The following is a 24,619-nucleotide window of genomic DNA, read 5'->3' as shown; positions in this document are numbered from 1 at the left end:
GTCCTCCTGAGTTACCAAATAAGAACCGATGCTCCCCAAGTCAACCCGCCGCCGAACCCGACGAAAACGAGGCAGTCGCCGTCCTTGACGCGACCTTCCTCCACCGCTTCGGCGAGCGCCAGCGGAATGGAAGCCGCGGACATGTTGCCGTACTTGTGCAGATTGATCATGCACTTCTCTTCCGGCAAATCCAGCCGCTCGATCGCGGATTGAATAATTCGGATATTCGCTTGATGCGGAATAAGAAGATCGATGTCGTTCTTGCTTTTGCCTGCGATCGCGAGCGCTTCTTCGGCCGCACTGCCCATGACGCGCACGGCGAATTTGAAGACGTCGCGCCCGTTCATCTCGATAAAATGACGGCGTTCCGCAATCGTCGCTTCGGTCGAAGGCATGCGTGAACCCCCTCCGCAGAGACGGAGCAGCTCGCCGCCGGAGCCGTCCGCGCCAAGCTTGAACGCTTGAAAGCCGCGGCCTTCCGGCACTTGGCCGAGCACGACGGCGCCTGCGCCGTCGCCGAACAGAATACAGGTGTTGCGGTCCGTGTAGTCGGTAATGCGCGACAAGCATTCGGCCCCGACGACCAGAATGTGCCGGTACATGCCGGTCGCAATGAACCCCGATGCGTTCGCCAAGCCGTAAATAAATCCGGAGCACGCAGCCGACAAATCGAACGCGGCCGCTTTTTTCGCGCCCAGCTTCTCTTGAAGCAAGCAAGCGGTGGACGGGAAAAACATATCCGGCGTTATCGTCGCCACGATAATCAGATCAAGCTCCTCGGCAGTAATGCCGGCCGCTTCGAGCGCCCGGATGGACGCCTCGTAGGCTAAATCGGAAGTCGCTTGCTCTGGGCTTGCGATCCGACGCTCGCGGATCCCGGTTCGGGTAACGATCCATTCGTCGTTCGTATCGACTGTCTGTGCCAGTTCTTCATTCGTTAAACGGCGCTCGGGAGCGTATTTGCCCGTCCCGAGAATGCCGACGGGAATCGATTGCATGGCTTTCTCTCACTCTCCGCGTATTTCACCCTCAAGCGCGGCGATTACTCCGCCTTGGATGGCCGCACGGGCTTGCCGGATGGCGGTTTTCATCGCACGCGCATTCGACGAGCCGTGGCCCTTAATGACAAGTCCGTTCACGCCTAACAGCGGCGCTCCGTTATATTCGTTGTAATCCATCTTGGTGCGCACTTTTCGGAAGCTTGGCTTCAGAACGGCGGCGGCCAGCTTGTTTTTCCAAGACGACGTCAGTTCCTCGCGAAGAATCTTGAAGGTGGCGGAGGCCGTCCCCTCCATCGCCTTGAGCAGGATGTTGCCGGAAAAGCCGTCGCAGACGAGGACATCGCACACGCCTTCCAGCACATCGCGCGCTTCCACGTTGCCGACGAAATGAATCGGCGCTTTTTCGAGCAACTCGAACGCCGCTTTCGTCAGTTCGTTGCCTTTTGCCGCTTCGGTGCCGACGTTGAGCAAGCCTACCCTCGGCTTCTTGAGGCCGTTCACCTTTTCCCGATATATGCTGCCCATCGTCGCATATTGCAACAATTGCTCGGGCTTCGCATCCATATTCGCTCCAAGGTCAAGCACGAGCACGCCGACATCGTCGAGCGTCGGAAGCATCGAAGTAAGTCCCGGACGCTCGATTCCTTTGAGCCTGCCGACAACCAGCAGCCCAACGGCCATAAGCGCGCCGGTGTTGCCAGCCGAAATCATCGCGTCCGCGCGGCCTTCCTTCACCATACGGCCGGCGACGACCATCGAGGAATCGGCCTTCCTGCGCACAGCCCGAACCGGCTCGTCGTCGGCCTCGATAATTTCCTTGGCGTCTTCGATCGCGACATTGGGGTGCCGCTTGCCCGCAAGCAGCGGCTCTATCGCTTCCGCTCGGCCTACGAGTATGAATTCGGTATCCGGCCATTCGGCGGCGGAGGATAACACGGCCTCCACTTGAGCTGCGGGAGCGTGATCCCCGCCCATGGCATCAATGGCTATCCGCATGACGTCCGGCCCCTTCCCGTTCTCCCAAAGCGGTAGAACGATAAATTACGAAATTTCCGGTAAACACCATTTCTTCACCCACGTATGTAAACACTTCCACTTTCGCTTTGCCTTTTTGTTCCCCGCTGGAGCGCACGTAGGCTTTGGCTATGCATTTTTCCCCGAGCCGCGCAGGACGGATAAACCGGATATCGGCTGACGACGTCAAGGCGACTTCATCGTTAATAACGGCGACCGCGAGCGAGTTCGCCTGGGCGAATACATGATGGCCGCGGGCGATGCCTGTACGGGAAAAGACATGCTCCTCCCGGATCTCGAACAGCGAAATGCCGCTTTTGTCGAGCTGCAGGTCGACGATATCGCCGATGACTTCGTGGAGCGGAAGCGAACGGACGGAATCGTACGAACGTTCCGCCATCGCCTTAAGCCTCTCTCGGAGCTCGGGAATAGCCAGCTCCAACCGATCCAGCCGGATCGTCTGGATGCTTACTTTGAGTAATCTCGTCAGCTCGCGGTCGGTGAGAAAAGGGTTTTCCTCAATGAGCCGGCTTAGCTGCTGGTGACGTTGTCGTTTCGGTAGACGTTCCATGCTCCACCGCTTTCTTCGGCGCAAAGTTTAATACCTGGTGCCAAAAAGAGTATAAAGAAAAACGCGTCCGCATGCAATGGCATAGGGACGCGTCTTGTCCATTATTGCTTAATGATTTCGCGCGCTTTGTACGTTCCGCAAACTTTGCAAACGCGGTGCGAAAGCTTCAACTCTCCGCATTGCTCGCATTTCACCATGCCCGGAACGACCAATTTGAAGTGCGTCCGACGCTTGTTTTTGCGGGATTTCGATGTTTTTCCAAAAGGTACTGCCATTGTTCCCACCTCCTTATCGTAAATCCTGACCGCTTGCTACTCGGGCTTGAACCAATCCTGCAGAGCTGCCAGACGGGGATCGATCTTCTCCGTGCCGCAGCCGCACGTCTTCTCGTTGAGGCTAGTTCCGCATTCCGAGCACAGCCCTTTGCAGTCTTCTCTGCAAAGCGGTGCGAGCGGAAGGTTAAGAACCAATTCCTCTTCCAAAAAAGGCCGCAGTTCAAGGCGCTCTCCGTATACCGGAATGAAGTCATCGTCTTCGCCCGGCTCCGGGTCCGTATCCTTCATGACCTGAAACATCTCTTCGAATTCGACTTCGAAGTGATGATCGATCGGATCCAAGCAACGGGAGCATAACAGCCGTAAGTCGGCGGTCAGTTCACCGGTCACGCCGATCCGTCTCTCCCCCGCGGCGTTCGCCGTCAGGCGGAACGAGAGCGGTCCGAGCGGAGTCGTATCCCGGGAATCCCGGAATAAATCCTTCAATTCGAAGGTTCCTTCTCGCTCGATCGGCTGCTGCCGGGAAAGGAGTTCCTGAACGTTAATCAACATAGGGATCACTCCAAACAAACAAAAATTATTATATCGGTGCGGAGGCTGTTTTGTCAACGCTTCAAGTATGCGCGACGCTAAAAAAGGAATGCGCATTCAAGCTTTCATCCATTTTCATCGCGTGAAGGGTCATGTTATATTGAGGCATAACGATTACTAAAAATCAAGTTCCGGAGGAAATTTTTCATGCCCACGGTCGGCGTTGTCGTTGAATACAACCCTCTCCACAACGGACATCTCTATCATTTGCAGCAATCGAAAAAAATAACGGGAGCGGACAGCGCGGTCGCCGTCATGAGCGGAAATTTTCTGCAAAGAGGCGAACCCGCTATTGTAGACAAATGGGCGCGCACCGAAATGGCGCTTCGCGCCGGCTGCGATCTCGTGCTTGAACTTCCGGCAGCCTACAGCTCGCAGCCCGCCCAGTGGTTCGCCTATGGCGCCGTTGCCGTGCTGAGCGCCGCTGGGATCGTGGACGCGCTGTGCTTCGGCAGCGAGAGCGGCGACATCGAAGCGCTTAACTCGGCGGCGGCGCTGTTGACCGAAGAGCCGGAGGAGCTGGCGGCGGCGCTGGATGCGAAGCTGAGGACGGGAATCCCTTATCCGTCTGCCTATACGGGAGCGGCGAAGGAGCTTTTGCAGTCTCGCGGCCTTGGGCAATCGGCTTTCGCGCTCGATCAGCCTAACCATACTCTCGGACTGCATTATATGATGGCGATGAGGCGGATCGGCAGCCGGATGAAACCTTTCACCGTCCAACGGGAAAAAGCCGGATACTCGCAAGAGAGCATTACCGACGGGGCTATCGCCAGCGCCACGGCGCTTCGCAAGCTGCTGGCGGAGTCGGATTCGCTCCAGGCTCTCGCTCCTTTCGTTCCTTCTTCTACGCTCGATATATTGCGCAGGGAACGGGATGCCGGACGCGCGCCGGTCGGCTGGGAGCATTTCAAGCGTCCTCTCCTGCACGAGCTGCTTCGAGCAGACGTTGGCGCTCTGGCGGGCTTCGCCGAGGTGACGGAAGGGCTGGAGCATCGGATTAAACGCGTCCTGTTCGAAGATGCGCCTTCGTCGGTGGAGTCGCTCGTGAACGCACTCAAAACAAAACGCTACACGCGTACCAAGCTGCAACGGACGCTGCTTCGCATATTGCTCGGACATCGCAAGGACGAGCTTACCGCAGACAGACTGGAGAGCGGCGTACAGTACATACGCGTGCTCGGTTTTACGGAGCGAGGGCAATCGCTTCTCCGCGAAATGAAGACGCGCGCAACCGTTCCCGTCGTCCTCGGCGCAGCGCGCGGCGATTGGCCCTATCTCTCGATGGACGCCAGAGCATCGGCCGTATACGCGCTCGCGTTCCGCGAAGAGGATAGCTTGCGCGCCGCTTGGCGGGATTACACGATGCCCCCGGTTCGGGTAGTTGACTAGCTTCATCTTTATGGCATGCTTTCGGGTAGTTGTGCTCGTTTGCGGCACATCTGCGCCTCCTCCTTGGACAAGATGGTCTATCCGTCTCTAGCCAAGCGTACATTTTAATGTATGTCTTGCGGAGGAGGCTCTGTCCCACTATGACCCAAAAGCAAACACAGCGGCCGCGATCTCGTATGTGGCCAAAACTCTTGTCGATCGCGCTCGGGACGGCAGCTTTGCTGACGGTATTCGGAATTGTGAGAGCTCCCGGAGAAGCGTTCCGCGCTTCGTTGTCCGGCTTGCAAATATGGTGGCAGTACGTTTTTCCCGGCCTTATTCCTCCGCTCGTTCTCGCGGAGCTGCTCGCCGCTTCCGGCCTTCTTCACGGCTTGTCCATGCTGGCCGAGCCGTTGACTCGCCGTTTGTTCCGGCTTCCGGGAGCGTCCGGCTGGGCAATCGCCTTCGGCTGGTCCACCGGCGTACCGGCCGGAGCCAAAGAAGCCGCCAGGCTTCGCGGCAGCGGCTTGATTCGCGAAGAAGACACGGACACGCTGCTCCTTGTCTCTCACATGCCGAATCCCTTCCTCGTCATTGTCATCGTAGGAAGCGGATTTCTGCAGTCTCCCGCTCTTGGGTGGGCCATCGCTCTCGGTCTGTGGCTGTCTGCGGCAGCCGCCGGAATCGTCTGGTCCAGACTCGCCAAATCCCGCACCGTCAAGACGCCCCCTCTGCCGGTGAACCAGCCTAGAGCGCTAATGCGCCGGGCTCTACGCGCAGCCGCGGATGCGCGCAAGGAAGATGGACGGCCTTTCGGCAAACAAATGGCGGACGCGGTCAGTCATTCCATCGCAACGTTGATGGTCATAGGCGGACTTATGATGCTTAGCGCCGTCGCCCTGCAGCTAATCAGAGCATCCTATCCGGGCACAGACGTCTGGCTTGCGATACCGGGCGTTTACGAGATGCATCTCGGCGCTTATGAGACCGGTCATTCCATGCTATTCGCTTCCGCTCCCGTTCACGCCGCTTCGTTGCTTGCCGCTGCGCTCGCTTGGACCGGGTGGAGCGGCCTGCTGCAAGCGCGAGCCGCATTCGGAACGGAAGGATCGTTTCCGTGGGGCCGGGTTATTGGAGGCCGTCTGCTCCACTCGGCACTCGCGATGCTGTTCACATGGCCGCTCGCTCAAGCCGTATCGGGTTCGGGATGGCTCGCTCGTTTTTTCGATCGACTGTCTCCATCCTCCGTCGAAGCTGTCGAAGCTTTTTCTACAGGCTCCCAAATAAGCCTTATTCCCGATGCCTGGCGGCACATTCCCGAAATGTGGCTGGCAGGACTGCTCAGCTTCGGCGTTTTCCTGCTGCTCGCTCTTCTCGCAGCTCTCATTCGACCCGCGCGCAAGCAACACAAACAGCCCCCGCGGCCTCCATCCGATCATACGAAATAACCGGCTTGCAAATAAAAAACCGGAGGCTCTCCAGAAGGGTTCATTCGCCCTCCTCGAAATTCTCCGGCTTTTCGCTGGCTGGCGTTATCGCCCTTCCTTGCCCGTTCCGTATTTCCCTATTAACGCCGCTTCTACGGACGGTGGCACCAAATCGTGCACCGCCCCTTGAAATTTGGCTATTTCCTTCACGATGCTTGAGCTAAGATAAGAATATTTCGGATTCGTCATCATGAAAATCGTCTCGATGCCTTCGTCCAATTGCCGATTGGTCGACGCCATTTGCAGCTCGTATTCAAAATCGGTAACCGAACGGATTCCTCGAACGATAACGTCGGCTTGCCGTGAACGCATATAACGGACGAGCAAATCGCGGAAGCTGTCGATCTCCACATTGGGCAAATCGCGGGTCACCTCCGCCAACAAAGCTTTCCGCTCCTCCACGCTGAACAGAGGGCTCTTGCTCGTATTGTTCAATACCGCCACGATCAATCGATCGAATTGCTTGGCCGCCCGCCGAATAATATCGAGATGCCCGAACGTAACCGGATCGAAGCTGCCCGGATAGACAGCGGTGAGCTTGTCTTGTTCGTTTTTGACCGGATGCTGGCCCATCACCGTTCTCCTCCCTCGTCTGACGATGTTTCCGCATCATTCCGACCGGCATCGTACCGATAGACGGATAGAGCGATTTCCCCGTATTTCACATGCCTTTTCAAAGTGAATCCACCAAACGCTTCATCGTAAGCGAATTTGGAGTCGTGCTCGACGACTGCAAGAGCCTTGTCCGCTACGAGTCCCTTCGAGGCCAGCTCCTGCAATAACAGATCGCAGTCCTTCGTCGCATAGGGCGGATCCAGAAAAAGCAGATCAAACGCGGTACCCTTGCGCACCAAATAAGCGATCGCCTTGCGCGCGTCCATCCGATATACTTCCGAACGCTCGCCGAATCGCGTTGCATCCAGATTTTGGCGTATGACTTCAATGCTTTTGACGTTCGCATCGACGAAGACGGCTTCCCCCGCGCCCCTGCTGAGCGCTTCGATGCCGAGTCCGCCCGTGCCGGCGAACAAGTCGAGCACTCGATCCCCATCGAAATAAGGACCGATAATGCTGAACATCGCTTCTTTCACTTTGTCCGTTGTGGGACGTGTCGTATTGCCCGGCACCGCTTTCAACGGCCGCCCCTTTGCTTCACCCGATATGACCCTCACGTTGTCAGCCCCTGCATACATTCCGTTGGCGGCAACCGCTTCGCGCCGCCTTGATATGGGTGTATGTTACCACAAACCTGAACGATGCAAAAGATGTTCGACCGCGAGGTTTGGCGAATCGTTCCATCTTTTTTTCCAAGCCATGTATATTTCCCGCTCCGGAGGCCACAATGATAGTACCGGCGCCGAGAGGCGTCGGGGACAACCGCGGAGAAGACTTACGTTTCCCCATAAGCTCTTCGTCCGGTTTCTCCTCTCCCATGAAGGCCTCCGTCGCGAGACGGGGGTCGATTTTTTTATCTATGCATCCTTCTTCGCTTGAAAGAAAGATTCAACATCCTTGTGCAAATAGTCCGGCACCTGTTTTTTTACCCAAGCCATATCATTGGCCAGAATGAGTCTATACGCCTTTTGCGCGTTTATATCTCCGACTTGAAGTCCATTGGCGTAGAAAGCTCCGATTTCCCCATTAAAATGTTTGGGGTCTTGGTATTCGGTTGTCGCAAGGTTATACATCAGGCCGCTATAGGCATCCTTGGAGATGGAAGCGACTTTGCTTGTTCCCGTCCGCGTCAGCAGGACGTCTTCCTCCTGAAGCTCCGATGCGGGAACCGGCCCTCTCTCTGTCATTATGACATGATTATGGCTCGCAATAAGCTCATCGCCGCCCTCCGTTCTGATGAAATAAACGTCCCCTTTATGCGCGCCCTTGTTCGTCCATTGCACGACGGCGAAGTCGCCTTCGCTGTTGATCTGAACTTTGTCGCCGGCAACGATGTCTGCGATCGGTCTTTGTTCGCCGTCCGCCATCGTTACGGAAGTAGACTGCCCGAGACAGTGCCAAATAAAATCAATCGGCTTCATATTATACGTTCCATCCAACGGGTCGGAATCGGGAGAATCGGAGCTTTGGACGGTTGCAAACGCAAGGCTGCCATCGCCCCCGGATAGAACAACGGCGATTTGACAATAGAAATAGGCCAAAATATCGGAACTCCATGTTACATTTCCGAAAACAATGGGGTTGCCGGGGTCGGTCGTACTTGCGCCGGCGGGCAAACTCCAGTTCAACTTGGCATCGTTGCCGCTATCGATACTGAAAGCTTTATATACGGTATCCAAGTCTGTCGGATTAAGCTGTGCGCCGCCTCCGCCAACCTCATCCGCCACGTAGATATCCAGTAAAAAATTCGTGTTCGGCTCAAGAGGGGTGCTTATCGCTTGCGAAAAGGTGGCACTGCCAACGAACGGAATTTTCCCGATCGGATGATCCTGCGTCGATTCATACCAGGCATAATCGAATTGAGAATCTCCTCCTTGGTCGGTCCAAGGTCTCCCTAACCCGATGTTAATCGCCTTTGGATTATTCGGTTTTGTAGTCGTCCTTGCAGGCGCGGTAATAACAGGATCTCCTGTCGTCCCGCCGTTGTCTTGTTTCTTCACCAGCCCGGATTGAGGACTTGCCGTTTCACTGCCTGAGCTCGTCGTATACTGATAGTGCAAATAAGAATTCACATCAATCTCTTTGGAGGTGGAAGCGGCCGTCGATACGGTCAGCAGCGCTTTGGCAAAATCATTGTTGAATCCATGCGCCACAATGTCCTTCGTCTTCCTGCTTTGGACAATCAAAGCCAGATTCATGCTGGCATAGCCGCCCACCACCGTAGCCAAGCCGTTGGAGGCAATCGTGCCGTCCGTCGTCAAATTCAATCCGGGTATTTTGAACATATTGGTCCAGCCATCGGCGGTTTGCGGTTCATTTTCTTGCAGGCCGTGCTGTTCCTGATACGCCTTCATCAGCTCAAGGCTTTTTAATTTGCCGGGATATAGATCCGCATCTCCGCTTAATTGGCTCATCATAACGGCAAACTCGTATTGCTTCTCATCCCGGAAATCATATTTCAAATGGCCATCTCCAGGCAGAATACCGTCTATGTATGCGAAAAGTTCCTTTTGCTCGTTGGTAAGGTTAATCATGGCGAAATCCTCCTTATGTTTTCAATAATGGCTTCAATCGTCGTTCGATCGTCATAATAATCTTGGATGACAATGTTCGCTTGGCTTCTCCACGATAAGCCTGAAGGGCCGTACAAAGCTCCGTGAGCTTGATCTACCAGGCTGTACACGCTGGATGTCAAACCGGGCGTCAAAAGATCTTGAAGCGCCCATAGGTTGGTCAGAGCGGAGAAGGTGCTGATATTGTTGTTAATAAATTGAATAAGATCGGTTTGCTTATCGGTATTAGGCCAAAATTTGGAACCGTCCCATTCATCAGCAAACAGCTTTTTCCCGTTCCATATGTTGCCCGTATTCTGGTACGACGAAGGATCGAAATTAACGCTCGCGATGACCCTTTGCTGCGTTGACGCTGTCCATAGACTATTGAGCGTTGTGTTCGGCCCGAAGCTCCCTTGCGGGATTAAATACGGATTCAGGCTTGAATTATAGAGGGCCGTAAAAAAGGATTGCAGTGCGCCCGGACGCTCTTTATCGTCATAGTTGTCGAAATGAGTGAAATCGAGAATAATGATTTCGTTCTGCCTTTTTTGCCAGTCCTCGGTGTAAAATGCCGTCACCTGCGAAATAAGATCGTCAAGCGTTGCGGCTACGGTGATCGGGCCATGGTGGAAGCCATGAGACCATTCGCCTTCGCCTTCGTGAACATATTTGGGTCGGACGTCAAAATAACGCGCTCCCAGCATCAGTTGATCGTGAAAATTGACCTGCTGCGTTTGAACCCACGGAGTCGCGACACCCGAATTGTTGTAGCATGCGGCGTCATGCGTTCCCGGAATAAATAATTGCCTGAGCTTTTGATTTTTGAAGCCGGCATACTTCTCGTTCACTTTGCCCATCCACCTTCTCAGGTCAAAGGGCAGCACAAGCGTCTGCGGGCAAACCGTTTTGCCGCTATTTGAAGTTCCGCTGCTCCAGCAGGCCAAATTAGGGGTGCCGACGCGATAAGTAAACGTAACCGGAGTTCCGCTTCCGGAGTATGTTTGCAACCCGGTATGCGGAGAGCCCTCCGCCGAATTGCTAGACATTTTCGGACAAGTAAACGACATATGGAATTCGATATAGTTCATTTTGAAATACAGGCCGGCTCTGTCGTTATCTTTCAGCACAAAGATGCGCTTGCAATCCGGAGGAACGGTATCGTCCGCGTTGGGCTCGATGTACCAGTTGCCTGCTCCCCCCTTGTTATCGTTCCAATACTTCACAAAGGTTAACGTTTCGGGAATTGTGTTCTCAATGAAAATCAACGCCCGTTTGTCCTTAAATGTCGTCTGGTTGCAAGTCGTGCTGCCGTCGTTGGAGTCGCCGTGATTCCAGCAGGCGCGATTGGACTCGCCAATCTGATATTCCAAAGAGGCGGCTACGACGTCCCGATGGTAACGCTGCAGTCCTGCGGCCACTAACCCGTTATTCGAGTCGTCCGGGGAGCCTTCGGCTGAAGGGGTACCGCCGTTCTGAAAAGACATATTGGCAAAGCCCAGCTGATCAAGGCCGTTCGTATCCAACACTTTGAGAAACAGTCCGGCTTTGTCATCGTCTAATAAATAAATCGTTCTTTTGCAGCCGGGAGGCGGAACATCGCGCGGGCCCGGCGCCCAGTACCAGTTGGAAGCGCCGTTCGAATTATCGTTCCAATAGCCGCAAAACTTGAGCTGATAATTGTTTTCGTTTTTGATTCTGATAGTTAATTTTGCATCTTCAAATTCGGTTTGACTGCATTTGATTTCACCGTCGTTGCTGGAGCCGGAGCTCCAACAAGCCGCATTGGTCGTGCCCACACTGTAAGTAAGATTGAGCGGGTGACCGGACTCGCTATACGCTTGAAGCCCCGCGGAAACAAAAGAACCGCTGCCGGGGGAGCCTTCTGCGGAATTGCTGGACAATTTCGGACAAGTGAACGACATCGTAACGAATCCGGCTTCCTCTTGGGAAGAAGGATTAATGGCACGAAACCAGATCCCCCTCGGTCATTGTCGTTTAACACAAACGATTTGGAACTGTTGGCCGCAATATCCGTCGGCGTCGATTCCCAAGGCCCTCCCCAGCATCCCAAGTATTGCAAGTTGTAGCTGCCGCTGTTGACCGTAACATTGACTTTGAAATCTCCCATTATTGAACTCCTTTCATCACGTTGTTTTTGAACCAAATGAAGCAAAAACCAATACATTAGTCCTACTGAAACTAAATCAATTTTCCCATAAAATACTAATCCAATTGTCCTATTTTGTAAATAAAAATAGGATTTACGAAAAAATGTTAAAATTATCGCGAAATATGTCTACATCAAAAAAAGCGCCATATCGGCGCTTCACTTATTCGACTTGACCATTCTGTACTAATCGTAATAAACTCTCGTCTCATACTCTCCTTCGCCGATCACAATTTTCCATCGTTTCTAAAAAAATGCGGCAATATGTCATTTATATTGAAGGATACTATAGTGGTGGATACTATTCCGATACTCTATACTTCACACTGACGTAAAGATCACTGAAACTGCCTCTGATTCTGGGGGCAGTTTTTTCATGCTCTCTTATTTCCTCTCAATCCCTATCTTCGTCCTGCTCCTCTTCTCCCCTAATTGGTGAGGGTGTTCGAATCGATTTCCGATAACTTCATAATTTTTACCGTATCAATCGCGTTTAAGCCAGCTTAGAGCATTCATTCCGCAATCAATCCATGGGATTTGATCGTATGCTGGGTAATCTCGCTCTGAACCATAATCATAACGCCCAACGGTTTGCACCATGCTCGCGGCGCTTTAATCGGTCTGGCTCATCTAGGCTGTCTCCTCTCTCCTGTGGGAGATACTCTGGTAACGTCCTCAGAACCGAATCATGACATATTCCAATCTGAAGACGAATCCGCAGCTGCTGCTTTTGAAGATGTTCTGCCAAAAAGCATCAAAAAAAACAAAATGACTACCAGGTAGCAGCTGGTAGCCGATTGGTAGCCAAATTCTTCGACATCATTCATTTGGGGTCAATCTATATCAAACGTCCAAATCGACAGAGGCAAGTAAAACAAGGGATTTCATATATGTTCATGCTCTATCATACAGCCTGAATTTTGTTTGGTCTCCGAGACTAAAAAACTTATAATATGGATATTACATATACCTATATTTTCCCTTACAAGGAGATTAAAAATGAAAAATAGAATCATTCTGCTTGCATTAATGTTCTTAATATTCTCCGGAACGGCAACCGCTTCAAGCATTAATGGTCACTATAAAAACAACCCGATCGTTCTAATAAAGTCGGACGGCAAACTGTTACAACCCGCAGATGTTCCCGGAATTCTATTTAATGGACGTACTTTGGTTCCTATCGGCATGCTTCGTCAATTGGGGGCGATAGTGGCATGGGATCCGAATACGCTCTCAGTCGATGTCAAACTGCCTAATAACTCTACACATACGACAAATGATGAGATTGCTCTGTTGAAATTCAAAATGAAGGTTGCGAATACATACAGAATAATTTACCAGTTTGGAGCAGAAATCCAGAGTTTAACCGGGTATTTCGACAAAACTCTTAATGCAATTCAAATCAATCAATTGCCCGAAGAAAATTTAATGGAGACAGAGTACACTATCCATGCATTAACACAGTTTTGTGCTGATCTTAAAGAAGTTAAGCTTCCAATTATTGAGGAAGCGAAGAAGTATGCTTTGGACCTGTCCGATATGAAAGATTTTTTAGACGAATATTACAAGGCTCTGAATTATTACTCCGAGGCGTATACTTTATTGAATGGCTATTATAAAACAGGTTCAAAAAAGGATTTAGAAGATAAGCAAACAGCCTTAAACAAAGCCGGTGAAGTTGCAAGAATGCCCTACCAGTATGCGACGGCTAAATACTACGATTATTACAACGCAACCCAGAAGTAACTTATTAATCCGCTACTTATTCGGAGTTATCGGCAAATCCGGTGCGGGAGCAGCAGGATCATAGGTAAACCAATAGGCTGACCACAGGGGGCTTTGATCTAAAGGCGCAGCACTCGAAAGCCGTATTAGCATATATGAAATTCTATATTTTTGGCCTTTTACCATTCCTCCCAGTACATATTTACCTCCGTAATAAGGGGAATGGCTAATTTGCGTACCGTCTTCGTCGTTCAAAATATACGATTGCAGATATGATACCGTCCGACAAAGCTATGTTTCCACCCACTGCGCTTTTGGTACGACGATGGAGGGGAGGCTTTTCATTCCTGGCTTGTAAGTGAAAGGAGGCACCCACGGATATGCGTGATCAGGATAGGGCTCCCCCGCTCTATAGTTGCTCAACTTTTGTACAGAAATGTTGTATCGATGCCCGGCAATGAGATTGGGCAAAGAATAACGACTTTTTCATCCGGATAGACGAGTGTATTTACTTTGTTTAGAGTTTCCTCACCTGCATTTTCATCCAGCACCATTAAAGTGAGATTAGGAACCGGATTCCCATCCTCATCCGTCACCGTTCCTCGCAGCAGATCGGACGGAGCATCTTCCAGCATCAGGTCAGGCAAGACTTGCATTCCCGCTTTATAGACGAATGTGAACGGCTTGGGTTGGATAAAACGTAAAGAGTCCTTAACTTGAACGGAAACCTCATATTCTCTTTCCGGCAGCAGCCCGTCATTTCCATTGTCGCTTGCCTATGATCCAAGAATATGCGGTTCCTTGCTGCGGTTCCTTCGCTAACAATTCGAACGTCTGACTTCTCATTAGTCACTTATTCCCAATACGTTTTTGATGTAGCTGTGACGAATTCTTGAAAGCGTATTACTTTTTCGCACGAATACCACGTACGAGCAAGCCGAGAGATTGACTCGCGAACCTTAAATGGAACGATACGAAGCCCACTTTCGAATAAAAGCCGCGCATCCAAAATGACGTGATTTCCATTGACGAGCGCCGTCGCTCTCCGATCTGCATTTCAAGCGTTATCGAATGTGTCCAATGATCGTCTTCGTGACGAGTGTCCAATCGATCGTTACGTTCAAAAGACTTCAACAGATTTCAGAACGGGACGTATTTGTATCATTTACGCCACACCTCATGCTCGAAAACTAGCGGCTCCCATCCAAATACACGCTAGCGGGACTCGCGCGGCTGAGCCGACAATTCGGGGAAGTGCCATCCTATCCCAAAACAAAAAAAGAGCAACGAATACTACGGTCTACCAACGACTCACTCTCCACTGCTCTTATGCTAACCCGTCAAGATGATTTTCCGCTCAGGGACCTCTTCTCCTTACAAAACCTTCTTCGTAAGATTGACCATTTCCTCTCCAAATGGAGCATGAAAACAAAAACTACCCCTTCACATTCTTTCAATTCGGCCAACATGCGCTCTACTCCGAAAAACAAAACTCAACCGCGTCCCGTCCGGTAATCCGCCAACTTGGTTGCTGGCCCAGGAGCCGGCCCGCGTTGTCCGAAGGGGTCTATCTACTTGATGTCCGCACCCGAGCGCCTTCCGCGCACATGCCATCGGCACTCGTCTCGCGTCGTCAGCCTTTCTCTTGTGGATCCCTTTCAACACTCTTTCCGGCGCTCTTCTGCTTCCGTTCGCGATTCGATCGTTGCAGCCATGGCCGATTCGCTGCGCCGATCGCCTCCCCTTGATATGCGCGGTCTCGGGATATGAGTCGGTCGGAAAAAAACAGGGCGACGACGTTCGAACTCGTGCGGCCTGATTCTTTGCTGCTCCTTTCCATGGTAATTTCAAGTCAAGAAAAAGGCGAGAGGGGGCGATAATGACCAATAACTGCAAAAACGGAATCCTATCCTTCGTGCGCATTCGTCTTTTCTTCAGATTTCTCTCGCTGCCTCCTGTGCGCGTAATGTATCCGATTTACACGGAACTCCCCGCAGACCATTCATCCCGGGGTGCTAAATTTATTTCAGCAGCCCTTTCGACTCTCAAGATCACGCCAGCCGCTCTCCAAATTCCGGCGTCCCCGCGGATCGCGGAATAGCCCGCCCGAGATCGCGCTGCCGAACTCGGCAAGAACCATTTCCGGCGCCGGCAAACCGCTATCTCCTCTTCGAGCCCACCACTCGTCTTGACAGCGCCTCGAACGCTTCCTTTTCCTCCTTGGTCATCGGCTCATCCGTCCTTCTCGCTGTCGTTTTTTCCCGACCGGTCCTTATTCATAATTTCATAACTTGTCACTTGAATGTAGGGCCGGGTCTGTCGCAATACCCGCACAGCCACAACGCCTCGCCTGTAATCTCCGGTTGCGTGGCGGCCCGAACTCGGCGCAATAACGAGGATCCTAAGCATCGGTCCTGACTCCCGATAGAAGTCTTGAATGCCTGCGCGTAGGCATTCCCACTGCGATGATCTCTATTCTTTCCCCTCCGATTCATTCCCATGTCCCGCGGCCGCCTGTACGATCCGTCCCTTCCCCATTCAGTTCGCCGAACCTGACCCCGTCTTCAATTCCGCCGAGGATTTTGCTTATTAATAACCCGCCGTTCCGAGCCAATTCTGAGCGAGCCTTACCGACGCAAACATCGCGAGGCTTCTTCTCTGGGCGCGCACGGCGGGGGAGCCAATTCGAAAAAATGGTCTTTCTGTCCATCAAGCCTTAAGTCCCCCCTCCTCTGCCGGTCTTGTCTATGCTATCGCTCCGATCTACGCTTGTCGCGGGCTGGGACGAATCAAAGAGAAAGCTCCGCCAATTCACGCGGACCCTCTGATTCCATGCCCTCTATTCCATCTCAATGACATGCCCAAATGGTAAAATTAGCTCAGCTGAGCAAGCAGGCCAACTCAGCCAGCCGATGGGACCAGTCACAGAGGAGTAACCTGCACAGGGCATTTTGACGGACTCGCAACGCCATCCGAAATCAGTCCGGACCGAAGCGCAAAAGCATTGAGCCGAGTGCGTGCGTCTACGAGAGCGAACGGCTGGAAAAAGCATACCAAGGCTGATTCGCACCTATTTATCACCCGACAAGAACTTATTTCTCATCCGACAAAGCGAAGCCATAACGCAGAAAAGTCGATATCATTCCTATCCCGTACAAAAGCATCTGCCCATCAGCATATTGAAAACGTCCCGGCATGTTCGACTTGGATGCCGAGCTGTAAAAGTTTTGGATTTCCGAGCAATCCGACGCCGGTCTCCGAAGACGTTCAACAAAGAGCTTAACATTTGATGAGCCAGAGCGCCAGCCCCTAGGACGCCGTCCTTGCCGGGAGACGCCCGCCTCCTGCCCGGATTCGCGGAACGATGCAACCCGGCGCGGCGCTGCGGATCGAAGACGTCCGCGAGCTTTTTGAGCGGATGTATAACAAGAAGGTGCTGTCTTGAAAGACCCCTAGAACTATGCGGGCAGCACGGCTGCAGCTCGTAAAGTTCACTCTTGTGAACGTCTTCAGACCGGCGTCCGGATGCCGGAATATCAAATCATCTCGGCATCCAAGTCCGAACTGCCCCGGGACCGTTTCAATGCCCTGAAATTGAGAGCTTTTGTACGTATGGAATATAATCGACTTTTCGGCCCGAGCCTTGCTGTCGATGAGAATATTAGCTCTTGTCTGTAATCAATAGTCGCGAATCAGCTGATGCTTTTCCAACCTATCCTCTCGGTAGCAGCATTATTGGCATAAATCCTTTTGCGCTTCGGGTCCGACTGATATTCGGCATGCGGACCCGAGTCAAGCCGTAAAAAATGCCCATGTGCAGAGTATCCTCCTGCTGTGCCCATCGGTGGGCGACTTGGCTCGCGTTGCTTCCAGACTGAGCTATTTTACCACTTTTGGCATGTCATATTGGAAGATGAATAGAGCAATGAATCAAGGCTCGCTAATTGCGGAAGCCTTTCTCTTTGACGCCCGCGACAAGCGTAGGACGGGAGCGAATAGCATAGGACAAGACCGGCAGAAGGGGAACTTAGGCGTGATCGACAGAAAGACAGTTTTCGAAAAATTGCTCCCTCCGCATCCTGCGCGCCTACGAGAAGCTCGTCCATGTTTGCCGTAAGCTCGCTCAGAATTGGCTCGAAACGGCCCGGGTTATTAATAAGCACAACAATCCGGAGATTGCGAAAGCTCAGGCAGTCGGCGACACGAATGGTGAAGCGGAATACGTACACGCCGACATGGAAATGTCGAGGCGGAAAGAATCGAGGACATCGCAAGAACGTGCGATCCACTACGGCACAATCACGACTTATCGGACAGGACTATTTGGCTAGACGTCTCAGTTAGATGCGCTAGTTCGCGGCCCGACACGCACCACCGGAAGTACAGGCCGAGCGCCTGTGCGTGCCGGTATGCGACAGACCCGCCTATTCAACCAAGCTTTATCGAAAAATTATGAATAGGAACGTCTGAAAAAATACGACACGAGAAGGAAGGATTGACGCCATGACCAAGGAGGAGAAAGGAAGCGTTCGAGGGGAGTTGGTGTCAAACGAGTGGTGCGTCGAAAAAGAAGCGGTTCAGCGGCGCGCGACATGTTCATATGCCGAGTCGCGCAATGCGCCGATCCGCGCGATTCCACCGACGGGCACGCCGATTTTTGGAGAGCGGGTCGCGTCGTCATCGACGCAGCCCGAAAGGCTGCTGAAATAAATTATAGCAACCGCCGGATGATGGTGGCGGGGTTCCCGTGCTACAATCGGATACATTACGCGCACAGGAGCAGGAGAGAAATATGAAGAAAAGAAGAAGCCGCAAGAAGGATAAGATTCCGTTTTTCATTATTTCATTATCGCCTCGCCTTTTCTTGAATTATTACATGGAAAAGGAGCAGCCAAAAGACTCAGCCGGCAACGAGTTCGAACGTCGTCGCCCTGTTTTTCCGACCGACCAATATCCCGAGACCGCCGCCATATCAAGGAGGCGATCGCCGCAGGCGAATCGGCCATCTGCACGATCGATCGCGACGAAGCAGAAGAGCGCCGGAAAGAGTCGTTGAAAGGATCCCCACCAAAAAGGCTACGACCGAGACGAGTGCCGATCCATGTGCGCGAAGGCGGCTCGGTGCGGACATCAAGTACATAGACCCTTCGGACAACCGCGGAGCCGCTCCTGGGTCAGCAACAGTTGGAGGATTACCCGGACGGGACGCGGGTTGAGTTGTTTTTCGGGAGTAGAGCATGTTGGCCGAATAAAGAATGTGAAGGGTAAGTTTTTTCACCATTTTGGAAGGAAATGGGCAATCTTCGAAGAAGTTGTAAGGAGATGAGGTCCCAGCGGAAAATCATCTGACGGTTAGCATAAGAGAGTGGAGAGTGAGTCAGTTGCGTAAGACCGTACGTATCGTTGCTCTTTTTTTAGTCTTTGGGATAATGCACTTCCCCGACTTGTCGGCGCTCAGCCCGCGAGTCCGCTAGCGTGTATTGGATGGGAGCCCGCTATCTTTCGAGCATGAAGTCGTGAAGTAAATGGATACAACTACGTCCCGTTCCGAAATCTGTTCGAAGCTTTGAACGTAACGATCGATTGAATCCGTCAACGAAGACGATCATTGACAATCCAATTCCGATACGCTTGAACTGCAGATCGGGAGCCTGACGGCGCTCGTCAATGGGAAATCCGTCATTTTGGATGCAGCGCCTTTTATTCGAAATGGGGCTTCGTATGTTCCATTACGGTTCGCGAGTCAATCTCTCGGCTTGCTCGTACAGTGGTATTCGGCGGAAAAAGTAATACGCCTTTCAACGAATTACGTCACGCTAAACATCAAAAACGTATTGGGAGATAAAGTGACTAATGAGGAAGTCAGCGTTCGATTGTTAGCGAAGGAACCGCAGCAAGAACCATATTCTCTGGATCATAGGCAAGCGACAATGGAAATGACGGCTGCTGCCGGAAAGAGAATATGAGTTTCCGTTCAAGTTAAGGACTCTTTACGTTTTATCCAACCCAAGCCGTTCACATTCGTCTATAAAGCGGGAATGCAAGTCTTGCCTGACCTGATGCTGGAAGATGCTCCGTCCGATCTGCTGCGAGGAAACGGTGACGGATGAGGATGGAATCCGGTTCCTAATCTCACTTTAATGGTGCTGGATGAAAATGCAGGTGAGGAAACTCTAAACAAAGTAAATACACTCGTCTATCCGGATGAAAAAGTCGTTATTCTTTGCCCAATCTCATTGCCGGGCATCGATACAACATTTCTGTACAAAAGTTGAGCAACTATAGAGCGGGGGAGCCCTATCCTGATCACGCATATCCGTGGGTGCCTCCTTTCACTTACAAGCCAGGAATGAAAAGCCTCCCCTCCATCGTCGTACCAAAAGCGCAGTGGGTGGGAAACATAGCTTTGTCGGACGGTATCATATCTGCAATCGTATTTTTGAACGACGAAGACGGTACGCAAATTAGCCATTCCCCTTATTACGGAGGTAAATATGTACTGGGAGGAATGGTAAAAGGCCAAAAATATAAATTTCATATATGCTAATACGGCTTTCGAGTGCTGCGCCTTTAGATCAAAGCCCCCTGTGGTCAGCCTATTGGTTTACCTATGATCCTGCTGCTCCCGCACCGGATTTGCCGATAACTCCGAATAAGTAGCGGATTAATAAGTTACTTCTGGGTTGCGTTGTAATAATCGTAGTATTTAGCCGTCGCATACTGGTAGGGCATTCTTGCAACTTCACCGGCTTTGTTTAAGGCTGTTTGCTTATCTTCTAAATCCTTTTTTGAACCTGTTTTATAATAGCCATTCAATAAAGTATACGCCTCGGAGTAATAATTCAGAGCCTTGTAATATTCGTCTAAAAAATCTTTCATATCGGACAGGTCCAAAGCATACTTCTTCGCTTCCTCAATAATTGGAAGCTTAACTTCTTTAAGATCAGCACAAAACTGTGTTAATGCATGGATAGTGTACTCTGTCTCCATTAAATTTTCTTCGGGCAATTGATTGATTTGAATTGCATTAAGAGTTTTGTCGAAATACCCGGTTAAACTCTGGATTTCTGCTCCAAACTGGTAAATTATTCTGTATGTATTCGCAACCTTCATTTTGAATTTCAACAGAGCAATCTCATCATTTGTCGTATGTGTAGAGTTATTAGGCAGTTTGACATCGACTGAGAGCGTATTCGGATCCCATGCCACTATCGCCCCAATTGACGAAGCATGCCGATAGGAACCAAAGTACGTCCATTAAATAGAATTCCGGGAACATCTGCGGGTTGTAACAGTTTGCCGTCCGACTTTATTAGAACGATCGGGTTGTTTTATAGTGACCATTAATGCTTGAAGCGGTTGCCGTTCCGGAGAATATTAAGAACATTAATGCAAGCAGAATGATTCTATTTTTCATTTTTAATCTCCTTGTAAGGAAAATATAGGTATATGTAATATCCATATTATAAGTTTTTTAGTCTCGGAGACCAAACAAAATTCAGGCTGTATGATAGAGCATGAACATATATGAAATCCCTTGTTTTACTTGCCTCTGTCGATTTGGACGTTTGATATAGATTGACCCCAAATGAATGATGTCGAAGAATTTGGCTACCAATCGGCTACCAGCTGCTACCTGGTAGTCATTTTGTTTTTTGATGCTTTTTGGCAGAACATCTTCAAAAGCAGCAGCTGCGGATTCGTCTTCAGATTGGAATATGTCATGATTCGGTTCTGAGGACGTTACCAGAGTATCTCCCACAGGAGAGAGGAGACAGCCTAGATGAGCCAGACCGATTAAAGCGCCGCGAGCATGGTGCAAACCGTTGGGCTTATGATTATGGTTCAGAGCGAGATTACCCAGCATACGATCAAATCCCATGGATTGATTGCGGAATGAATGCTCTAAGGCTTAAACGCGATTGATACGGTAAAAATTATGAAGTTATCGGAAATCGATTCGAACACCCTCACCAATTAGGGAGAAGAGGAGCAGGACGAAGATAGGATTGAGAGGAAATAAGAGAGCATGAAAAAACTGCCCCCAGAATCAGAGGCAGTTTCAGTGATCTTTACGTCAGTGTGAAGTATAGAGTATCGGAATAGTATCCACCACTATAGTATCCTTCAATATAAATGACATATTGCCGCATTTTTTTAGAAACGATGGAAAATTGTGATCGGCGAAGGAGAGTATGAGACGAGAGTTTATTACGATTAGTACAGAATGGTCAAGTCGAATAAGTGAAGCGCCGATATGGCGCTTTTTTTTGATGTAGACATATTTCGCGATAATTTTAACATTTTTTCGTAAATCCTATTTTTATTTACAAAATAGGACAATTGGATTAGTATTTTATGGGAAAATTGATTTAGTTTCAGTAGGACTAATGTATTGGTTTTTGCTTCATTTGGTTCAAAAACAACGTGATGAAAGGAGTTCAATAATGGGAGATTTCAAAGTCAATGTTACGGTCAACAGCGGCAGCTACAACTTGCAATACTTGGGATGCTGGGGAGGCCTTGGGAATCGACGCCGACGGATATTGCGGCCAACAGTTCCAAATCGTTTGTGTTAAACGACAATGACGAGGGGGATCTGGTTTCGTGCCATTAATCTTCTTCCAAGAGGAAGCCGGATTCGTTACGATGTCGTTCACTTGTCGAAATTGTCCAGCAATTCCGCAGAAGGCTCCCCGGCAGCGGTTCTTTTGTTTCCGCGGGGCTTCAAGCGTATAGCGAGTCCGGTCACCCGCTCAATCTTACTTACAGTGTGGGCACGACAATGCGGCTTGTTGGAGCTCCGGCTCCAGCAACGACGGTGAAATCAAATGCAGTCAAACCGAATTTGAAGATGCAAAATTAACTATCAGAATCAAAAACGAAAACAATTATCAGCTCAAGTTTTGCGGCTATTGGAACGATAATTCGAACGGCGCTTCCAACTGGTACTGGGCGCCGGGCCGCGCGATGTTCCGCCTCCCGGCTGCAAAAGAACGATTTATTTATTAGACGATGACAAAGCCGGACTGTTTCTCAAAGTGTTGGATACGAACGGCCTTGATCAGCTGGGCTTTGCCAATATGTCTTTTCAGAACGGCGGTACCCCTTCAGCCGAAGGCTCCCCGGACGACTCGAATAACGGTTAGTGGCCGCAGGACTGCAGCGTTACCATCGGGACGTCGTAGCCGCCTCTTTGGAATATCAGATTGGCGAGTCCAATCGCGCCTGCTGGAATCACGGCGACTCCAACGACGGCAGCACGACTTGCAACCAGACGACATTTAAGGACAAACGGGCGTTGATTTCATTGAGAACACAATTCCGAAACGTTAACCTTTGTGAAGTATTGGAACGATAACAAGGGGGGAGCAGGCAACTGGTACATCGAGCCCAACGCGGACGATACCGTTCCTCCGGATTGCAAGCGCATCTTTGTGCTGAAAGATAACGACAGAGCCGCCTGTATTTCAAAATGAACTATATCGAATTCCATATGTCGTTTACTTGTCCGAAAATGTCTAGCAATTCGGCGGAGGGCTCTCCGCATACCGGGTTGCAAACATACTCCGGAAGCGGAACTCCGGTTACGTTTACTTATCGCGTCGGCACCCCTAATTTGGCCTGCTGGAGCAGCGGAACTTCAAATAGCGGCAAAACGGTTTGCCCGCAGACGCTTGTGCTGCCCTTTGACCTGAGAAGGTGGATGGGCAAAGTGAACGAGAAGTATGCCGGCTTCAAAAATCAAAAGCTCAGGCAATTATTTATTCCGGGAACGCATGACGCCGCATGCTACAACAATTCGGGTGTCGCGACTCCGGGTTCAAACGCAGCAGGTCAATTTTCACGATCAACTGATGCTGGAGCGCGTTATTTTGACGTCCGACCCAAATATGTTCACGAAGGCGAAGGCGAATGTCTCATGGCTTCCACCATGGCCCGATCACCGTAGCCGCAACGCTTGACGATCTTATTTCGCAGGTGACGGCATTTTACACCGAGGACTGGCAAAAAAGGCAGAACGAAATCATTATTCTCGATTTCACTCATTTCGACAACTATGACGATAAAGAGCGTCCGGGCGCACTGCAATCCTTTTTTACGGCCCTCTATAATTCAAGCCTGAATCCGTATTTAATCCCGCAAGGGAGCTTCGGGCCGAACACAACGCTCAATAGTCTATGGACAGCGTCAACGCAGCAAAGGGTCATCGCGAGCGTTAATTTCGATCCTTCGTCGTACCAGAATACGGGCAACATATGGAACGGGAAAAAGCTGTTTGCTGATGAATGGGACGTTCCAAATTTTGCCTAATACCGATAAGCAAACCGATCTTATTCAATTTATTAACAACAATATCAGCACCTTCTCCGCTCTGACCAACCTATGGGCGCTTCAAGATCTTTTGACGCCCGGTTTGACATCCAGCGTGTACAGCCTGTAGATCAAGCTCACGGAGCTTTGTACGGCCCTTCAGGCTTATCGTGGGAAGCCAAGCGAACATTGTCATCCAAGATTATTATGACGATCGAACGACGATTGAAGCCATTATTGAAAACATAAGGAGATTTCGCCATGATTAACCTTACCAACGAGCAAAAGGAACTTTTCGCATACATAGACGGTATTCTGCCTGGAGATGGCCATTTGAAATATGATTTCCGATGAGAAGCAATACGAGTTTGCCGTTATGATGAGCCAATTAAGCGGAGATGCGGATCTATATCCCGGCAAATTAAAAAGCCTTGAGCTGATGAAGGCGTATCAGGAACAGCACGGCCTGCAAGAAAATGAACCGCAAACCGCCGATGGCTGGACCAATATGTTCAAAATACCCGGATTGAATTTGACGACGGACGCACGATTGCCTCCAACGGCTTGGCTACGGTGGTGGCGGCTATGCCAGCATGAATCTGGCTTTGATTGTCCAAAGCAGGAAGACGAAGGACATTGTGGCGCATGGATTCAACAATGATTTTGCCAAAGCGCTGCTGACCGTATCGACGCCGCTTCCACCTCCAAAGAGATGATGAATTCTTATTTGCACTATCAGTATACGACGAGCTCAGGCAGTGAAACGGCAAGTCCTCAATCCGGGCTGTGAAGAAACAAGACAACGCGGGACGACAGGAGATCCTGTTATTACCGCGCCTGCAAGGACGACTACAAAACCGAATAATCCAAAGGCGATTAACATCGGTTAGGGAACCTTGGACCGACCAAGGAGGAGATTCTCAATTCGATTATGCC

General features: G+C 50.8%; 19 protein-coding genes and 2 pseudogenes. 9 read left to right on the top strand and 12 right to left on the bottom strand.

Going from position 1 to position 24,619, the window contains the following annotated elements; translation table 11 throughout:
- Positions 1-11: 11 nt before the first annotated feature.
- The 5 genes from D3H35_RS07700 to D3H35_RS07680 form a co-directional block, all read right to left on the bottom strand.
- Positions 12-998, bottom strand: coding sequence for a beta-ketoacyl-ACP synthase III (locus D3H35_RS07700; protein ID WP_119148496.1), 987 nt, complete (start codon positions 996-998; stop codon positions 12-14).
- A gap of 9 nt (positions 999-1,007) precedes the next feature.
- Complete coding sequence (gene plsX, locus D3H35_RS07695) at positions 1,008-1,997, bottom strand: phosphate acyltransferase PlsX (protein WP_119148495.1); 990 nt, start codon at positions 1,995-1,997, stop codon at positions 1,008-1,010.
- The gene (gene fapR, locus D3H35_RS07690) at positions 1,981-2,586 is read right to left on the bottom strand and encodes a transcription factor FapR (protein WP_119148494.1); all 606 of its coding nucleotides are present in this window, start codon (positions 2,584-2,586) and stop codon (positions 1,981-1,983) included. Before fapR ends, plsX begins: the two co-directional genes overlap by 17 nt.
- Before the next feature lie 101 nt (positions 2,587-2,687).
- Positions 2,688-2,861: a 50S ribosomal protein L32 gene (rpmF, locus tag D3H35_RS07685; protein ID WP_119148493.1), complete on the bottom strand. Its 174-nt coding sequence runs from the start codon at positions 2,859-2,861 to the stop codon at positions 2,688-2,690.
- A gap of 36 nt (positions 2,862-2,897) precedes the next feature.
- Positions 2,898-3,413: a YceD family protein gene (locus D3H35_RS07680; protein WP_158593988.1), complete on the bottom strand. Its 516-nt coding sequence runs from the start codon at positions 3,411-3,413 to the stop codon at positions 2,898-2,900.
- 186 nt (positions 3,414-3,599) lie between these two features.
- Between D3H35_RS07680 and D3H35_RS07675 the strand changes: the two genes are divergently transcribed.
- The gene (locus tag D3H35_RS07675) at positions 3,600-4,841 is read left to right on the top strand and encodes a nucleotidyltransferase (protein WP_119148491.1); all 1,242 of its coding nucleotides are present in this window, start codon (positions 3,600-3,602) and stop codon (positions 4,839-4,841) included.
- A gap of 176 nt (positions 4,842-5,017) precedes the next feature.
- Positions 5,018-6,268, top strand: coding sequence for a hypothetical protein (locus tag D3H35_RS07670; RefSeq protein ID WP_147355775.1), 1,251 nt, complete (start codon positions 5,018-5,020; stop codon positions 6,266-6,268).
- Between the two features lie 84 nt (positions 6,269-6,352).
- Here D3H35_RS07670 and coaD read toward each other — a convergent pair whose 3' ends face one another.
- The 4 genes from coaD to D3H35_RS07645 form a co-directional block, all read right to left on the bottom strand.
- The gene (coaD, locus tag D3H35_RS07665; RefSeq protein WP_119148489.1) at positions 6,353-6,880 is read right to left on the bottom strand and encodes a pantetheine-phosphate adenylyltransferase; all 528 of its coding nucleotides are present in this window, start codon (positions 6,878-6,880) and stop codon (positions 6,353-6,355) included.
- Entirely contained in the window at positions 6,880-7,479 is a 600-nt protein-coding gene (gene rsmD / locus D3H35_RS07660) for a 16S rRNA (guanine(966)-N(2))-methyltransferase RsmD (RefSeq protein ID WP_119148541.1), read from the bottom strand. The genes coaD and rsmD overlap by 1 nt, the downstream gene beginning before the upstream one ends.
- A 300-nt stretch (positions 7,480-7,779) precedes the next feature.
- The gene (locus tag D3H35_RS07650; protein WP_119148487.1) at positions 7,780-9,456 is read right to left on the bottom strand and encodes a Hint domain-containing protein; all 1,677 of its coding nucleotides are present in this window, start codon (positions 9,454-9,456) and stop codon (positions 7,780-7,782) included.
- On the bottom strand, positions 9,453-11,399 hold the full coding sequence (locus tag D3H35_RS07645; protein WP_119148486.1) for a PI-PLC domain-containing protein: 1,947 nt from the start codon (positions 11,397-11,399) through the stop codon (positions 9,453-9,455). The genes D3H35_RS07650 and D3H35_RS07645 overlap by 4 nt, the downstream gene beginning before the upstream one ends.
- A 1,244-nt stretch (positions 11,400-12,643) precedes the next feature.
- Between D3H35_RS07645 and D3H35_RS07640 the strand changes: the two genes are divergently transcribed.
- Positions 12,644-13,390 (top strand): hypothetical protein, encoded by a 747-nt coding sequence (locus tag D3H35_RS07640; protein ID WP_119148470.1) that lies wholly within the window; start codon positions 12,644-12,646, stop codon positions 13,388-13,390.
- Between the two features lie 398 nt (positions 13,391-13,788).
- On the opposite strand, the gene D3H35_RS07635 is transcribed toward D3H35_RS07640, so the two are convergent.
- The gene (locus tag D3H35_RS07635) at positions 13,789-14,016 is read right to left on the bottom strand and encodes a carboxypeptidase-like regulatory domain-containing protein (protein WP_147355774.1); all 228 of its coding nucleotides are present in this window, start codon (positions 14,014-14,016) and stop codon (positions 13,789-13,791) included.
- A 3,856-nt stretch (positions 14,017-17,872) separates the two neighbouring features.
- Between D3H35_RS07635 and D3H35_RS07620 the strand changes: the two genes are divergently transcribed.
- From D3H35_RS07620 to D3H35_RS34670, 3 genes and pseudogenes are all read left to right on the top strand, one after another.
- Positions 17,873-18,079, top strand: coding sequence for a hypothetical protein (locus tag D3H35_RS07620; RefSeq protein WP_119148482.1), 207 nt, complete (start codon positions 17,873-17,875; stop codon positions 18,077-18,079).
- Between the two features lie 223 nt (positions 18,080-18,302).
- Positions 18,303-18,637: pseudogene (locus D3H35_RS32160) on the top strand (hypothetical protein); the annotation flags it as partial.
- A gap of 362 nt (positions 18,638-18,999) precedes the next feature.
- Positions 19,000-19,335: pseudogene (locus tag D3H35_RS34670) on the top strand (copper amine oxidase N-terminal domain-containing protein); the annotation flags it as partial.
- Positions 19,336-20,041: 706 nt separating this feature from the next.
- Here D3H35_RS34670 and D3H35_RS07605 read toward each other — a convergent pair.
- Together D3H35_RS07605 and D3H35_RS07600 are read right to left on the bottom strand one after the other, a co-directional pair.
- Positions 20,042-20,578 carry a hypothetical protein gene (locus tag D3H35_RS07605; RefSeq protein ID WP_147355773.1) on the bottom strand — a complete coding sequence of 179 codons (537 nt, stop codon included), beginning with the start codon at positions 20,576-20,578 and terminating at the stop codon, positions 20,042-20,044.
- Positions 20,579-20,867: 289 nt separating this feature from the next.
- Complete coding sequence (locus D3H35_RS07600) at positions 20,868-21,236, bottom strand: hypothetical protein (RefSeq protein WP_119148478.1); 369 nt, start codon at positions 21,234-21,236, stop codon at positions 20,868-20,870.
- A 2,048-nt stretch (positions 21,237-23,284) separates the two neighbouring features.
- Here D3H35_RS07600 and D3H35_RS07590 point away from each other — a divergent pair.
- The 3 genes from D3H35_RS07590 to D3H35_RS07585 all read left to right on the top strand — a co-directional run bounded on the left by D3H35_RS07590 (position 23,285) and on the right by D3H35_RS07585 (position 24,344).
- Complete coding sequence (locus D3H35_RS07590) at positions 23,285-23,683, top strand: PI-PLC domain-containing protein (protein ID WP_119148476.1); 399 nt, start codon at positions 23,285-23,287, stop codon at positions 23,681-23,683.
- Positions 23,676-23,813: a hypothetical protein gene (locus D3H35_RS30620; RefSeq protein WP_158593987.1), complete on the top strand. Its 138-nt coding sequence runs from the start codon at positions 23,676-23,678 to the stop codon at positions 23,811-23,813. The genes D3H35_RS07590 and D3H35_RS30620 overlap by 8 nt, the downstream gene beginning before the upstream one ends.
- Positions 23,814-24,059: 246 nt before the next feature.
- A complete protein-coding gene (locus tag D3H35_RS07585; RefSeq protein WP_147355772.1) occupies positions 24,060-24,344 on the top strand; it encodes a hypothetical protein in 285 nt (94 codons plus the stop codon).
- The last annotated feature ends 275 nt before the right edge of the window (positions 24,345-24,619 follow it).

This window comes from Cohnella faecalis (assembly GCF_003570905.1).
Lineage (GTDB): Bacteria > Bacillota > Bacilli > Paenibacillales > Paenibacillaceae > Cohnella > Cohnella faecalis.
Note: the sequence above shows the minus strand (reverse complement) of the source record. Positions and strands in the feature narration are given on the sequence as shown.

Coding starts and splice junctions, on each gene's coding strand:
- plsX (WP_119148495.1), bottom strand. CDS start 1,997: ATGCGGATAGCCATTGATGCCATGGGCGGGGATCACGCTCCCGCAGCT.
- D3H35_RS07675 (WP_119148491.1), top strand. CDS start 3,600: ATGCCCACGGTCGGCGTTGTCGTTGAATACAACCCTCTCCACAACGGA.
- D3H35_RS07680 (WP_158593988.1), bottom strand. CDS start 3,413: ATGTTGATTAACGTTCAGGAACTCCTTTCCCGGCAGCAGCCGATCGAG.
- D3H35_RS07585 (WP_147355772.1), top strand. CDS start 24,060: ATGATGAGCCAATTAAGCGGAGATGCGGATCTATATCCCGGCAAATTA.
- D3H35_RS07590 (WP_119148476.1), top strand. CDS start 23,285: ATGTCTCATGGCTTCCACCATGGCCCGATCACCGTAGCCGCAACGCTT.
- fapR (WP_119148494.1), bottom strand. CDS start 2,586: ATGGAACGTCTACCGAAACGACAACGTCACCAGCAGCTAAGCCGGCTC.
- rpmF (WP_119148493.1), bottom strand. CDS start 2,861: ATGGCAGTACCTTTTGGAAAAACATCGAAATCCCGCAAAAACAAGCGT.
- D3H35_RS07640 (WP_119148470.1), top strand. CDS start 12,644: ATGAAAAATAGAATCATTCTGCTTGCATTAATGTTCTTAATATTCTCC.
- D3H35_RS07620 (WP_119148482.1), top strand. CDS start 17,873: ATGACCAAGGAGGAGAAAGGAAGCGTTCGAGGGGAGTTGGTGTCAAAC.
- D3H35_RS07645 (WP_119148486.1), bottom strand. CDS start 11,399: ATGTCGTTCACTTGTCCGAAATTGTCCAGCAATTCCGCAGAAGGCTCC.
- coaD (WP_119148489.1), bottom strand. CDS start 6,880: ATGGGCCAGCATCCGGTCAAAAACGAACAAGACAAGCTCACCGCTGTC.
- D3H35_RS07700 (WP_119148496.1), bottom strand. CDS start 998: ATGCAATCGATTCCCGTCGGCATTCTCGGGACGGGCAAATACGCTCCC.
- D3H35_RS07670 (WP_147355775.1), top strand. CDS start 5,018: ATGTGGCCAAAACTCTTGTCGATCGCGCTCGGGACGGCAGCTTTGCTG.
- D3H35_RS07650 (WP_119148487.1), bottom strand. CDS start 9,456: ATGATTAACCTTACCAACGAGCAAAAGGAACTTTTCGCATACATAGAC.
- D3H35_RS07600 (WP_119148478.1), bottom strand. CDS start 21,236: ATGCTGGGTAATCTCGCTCTGAACCATAATCATAAGCCCAACGGTTTG.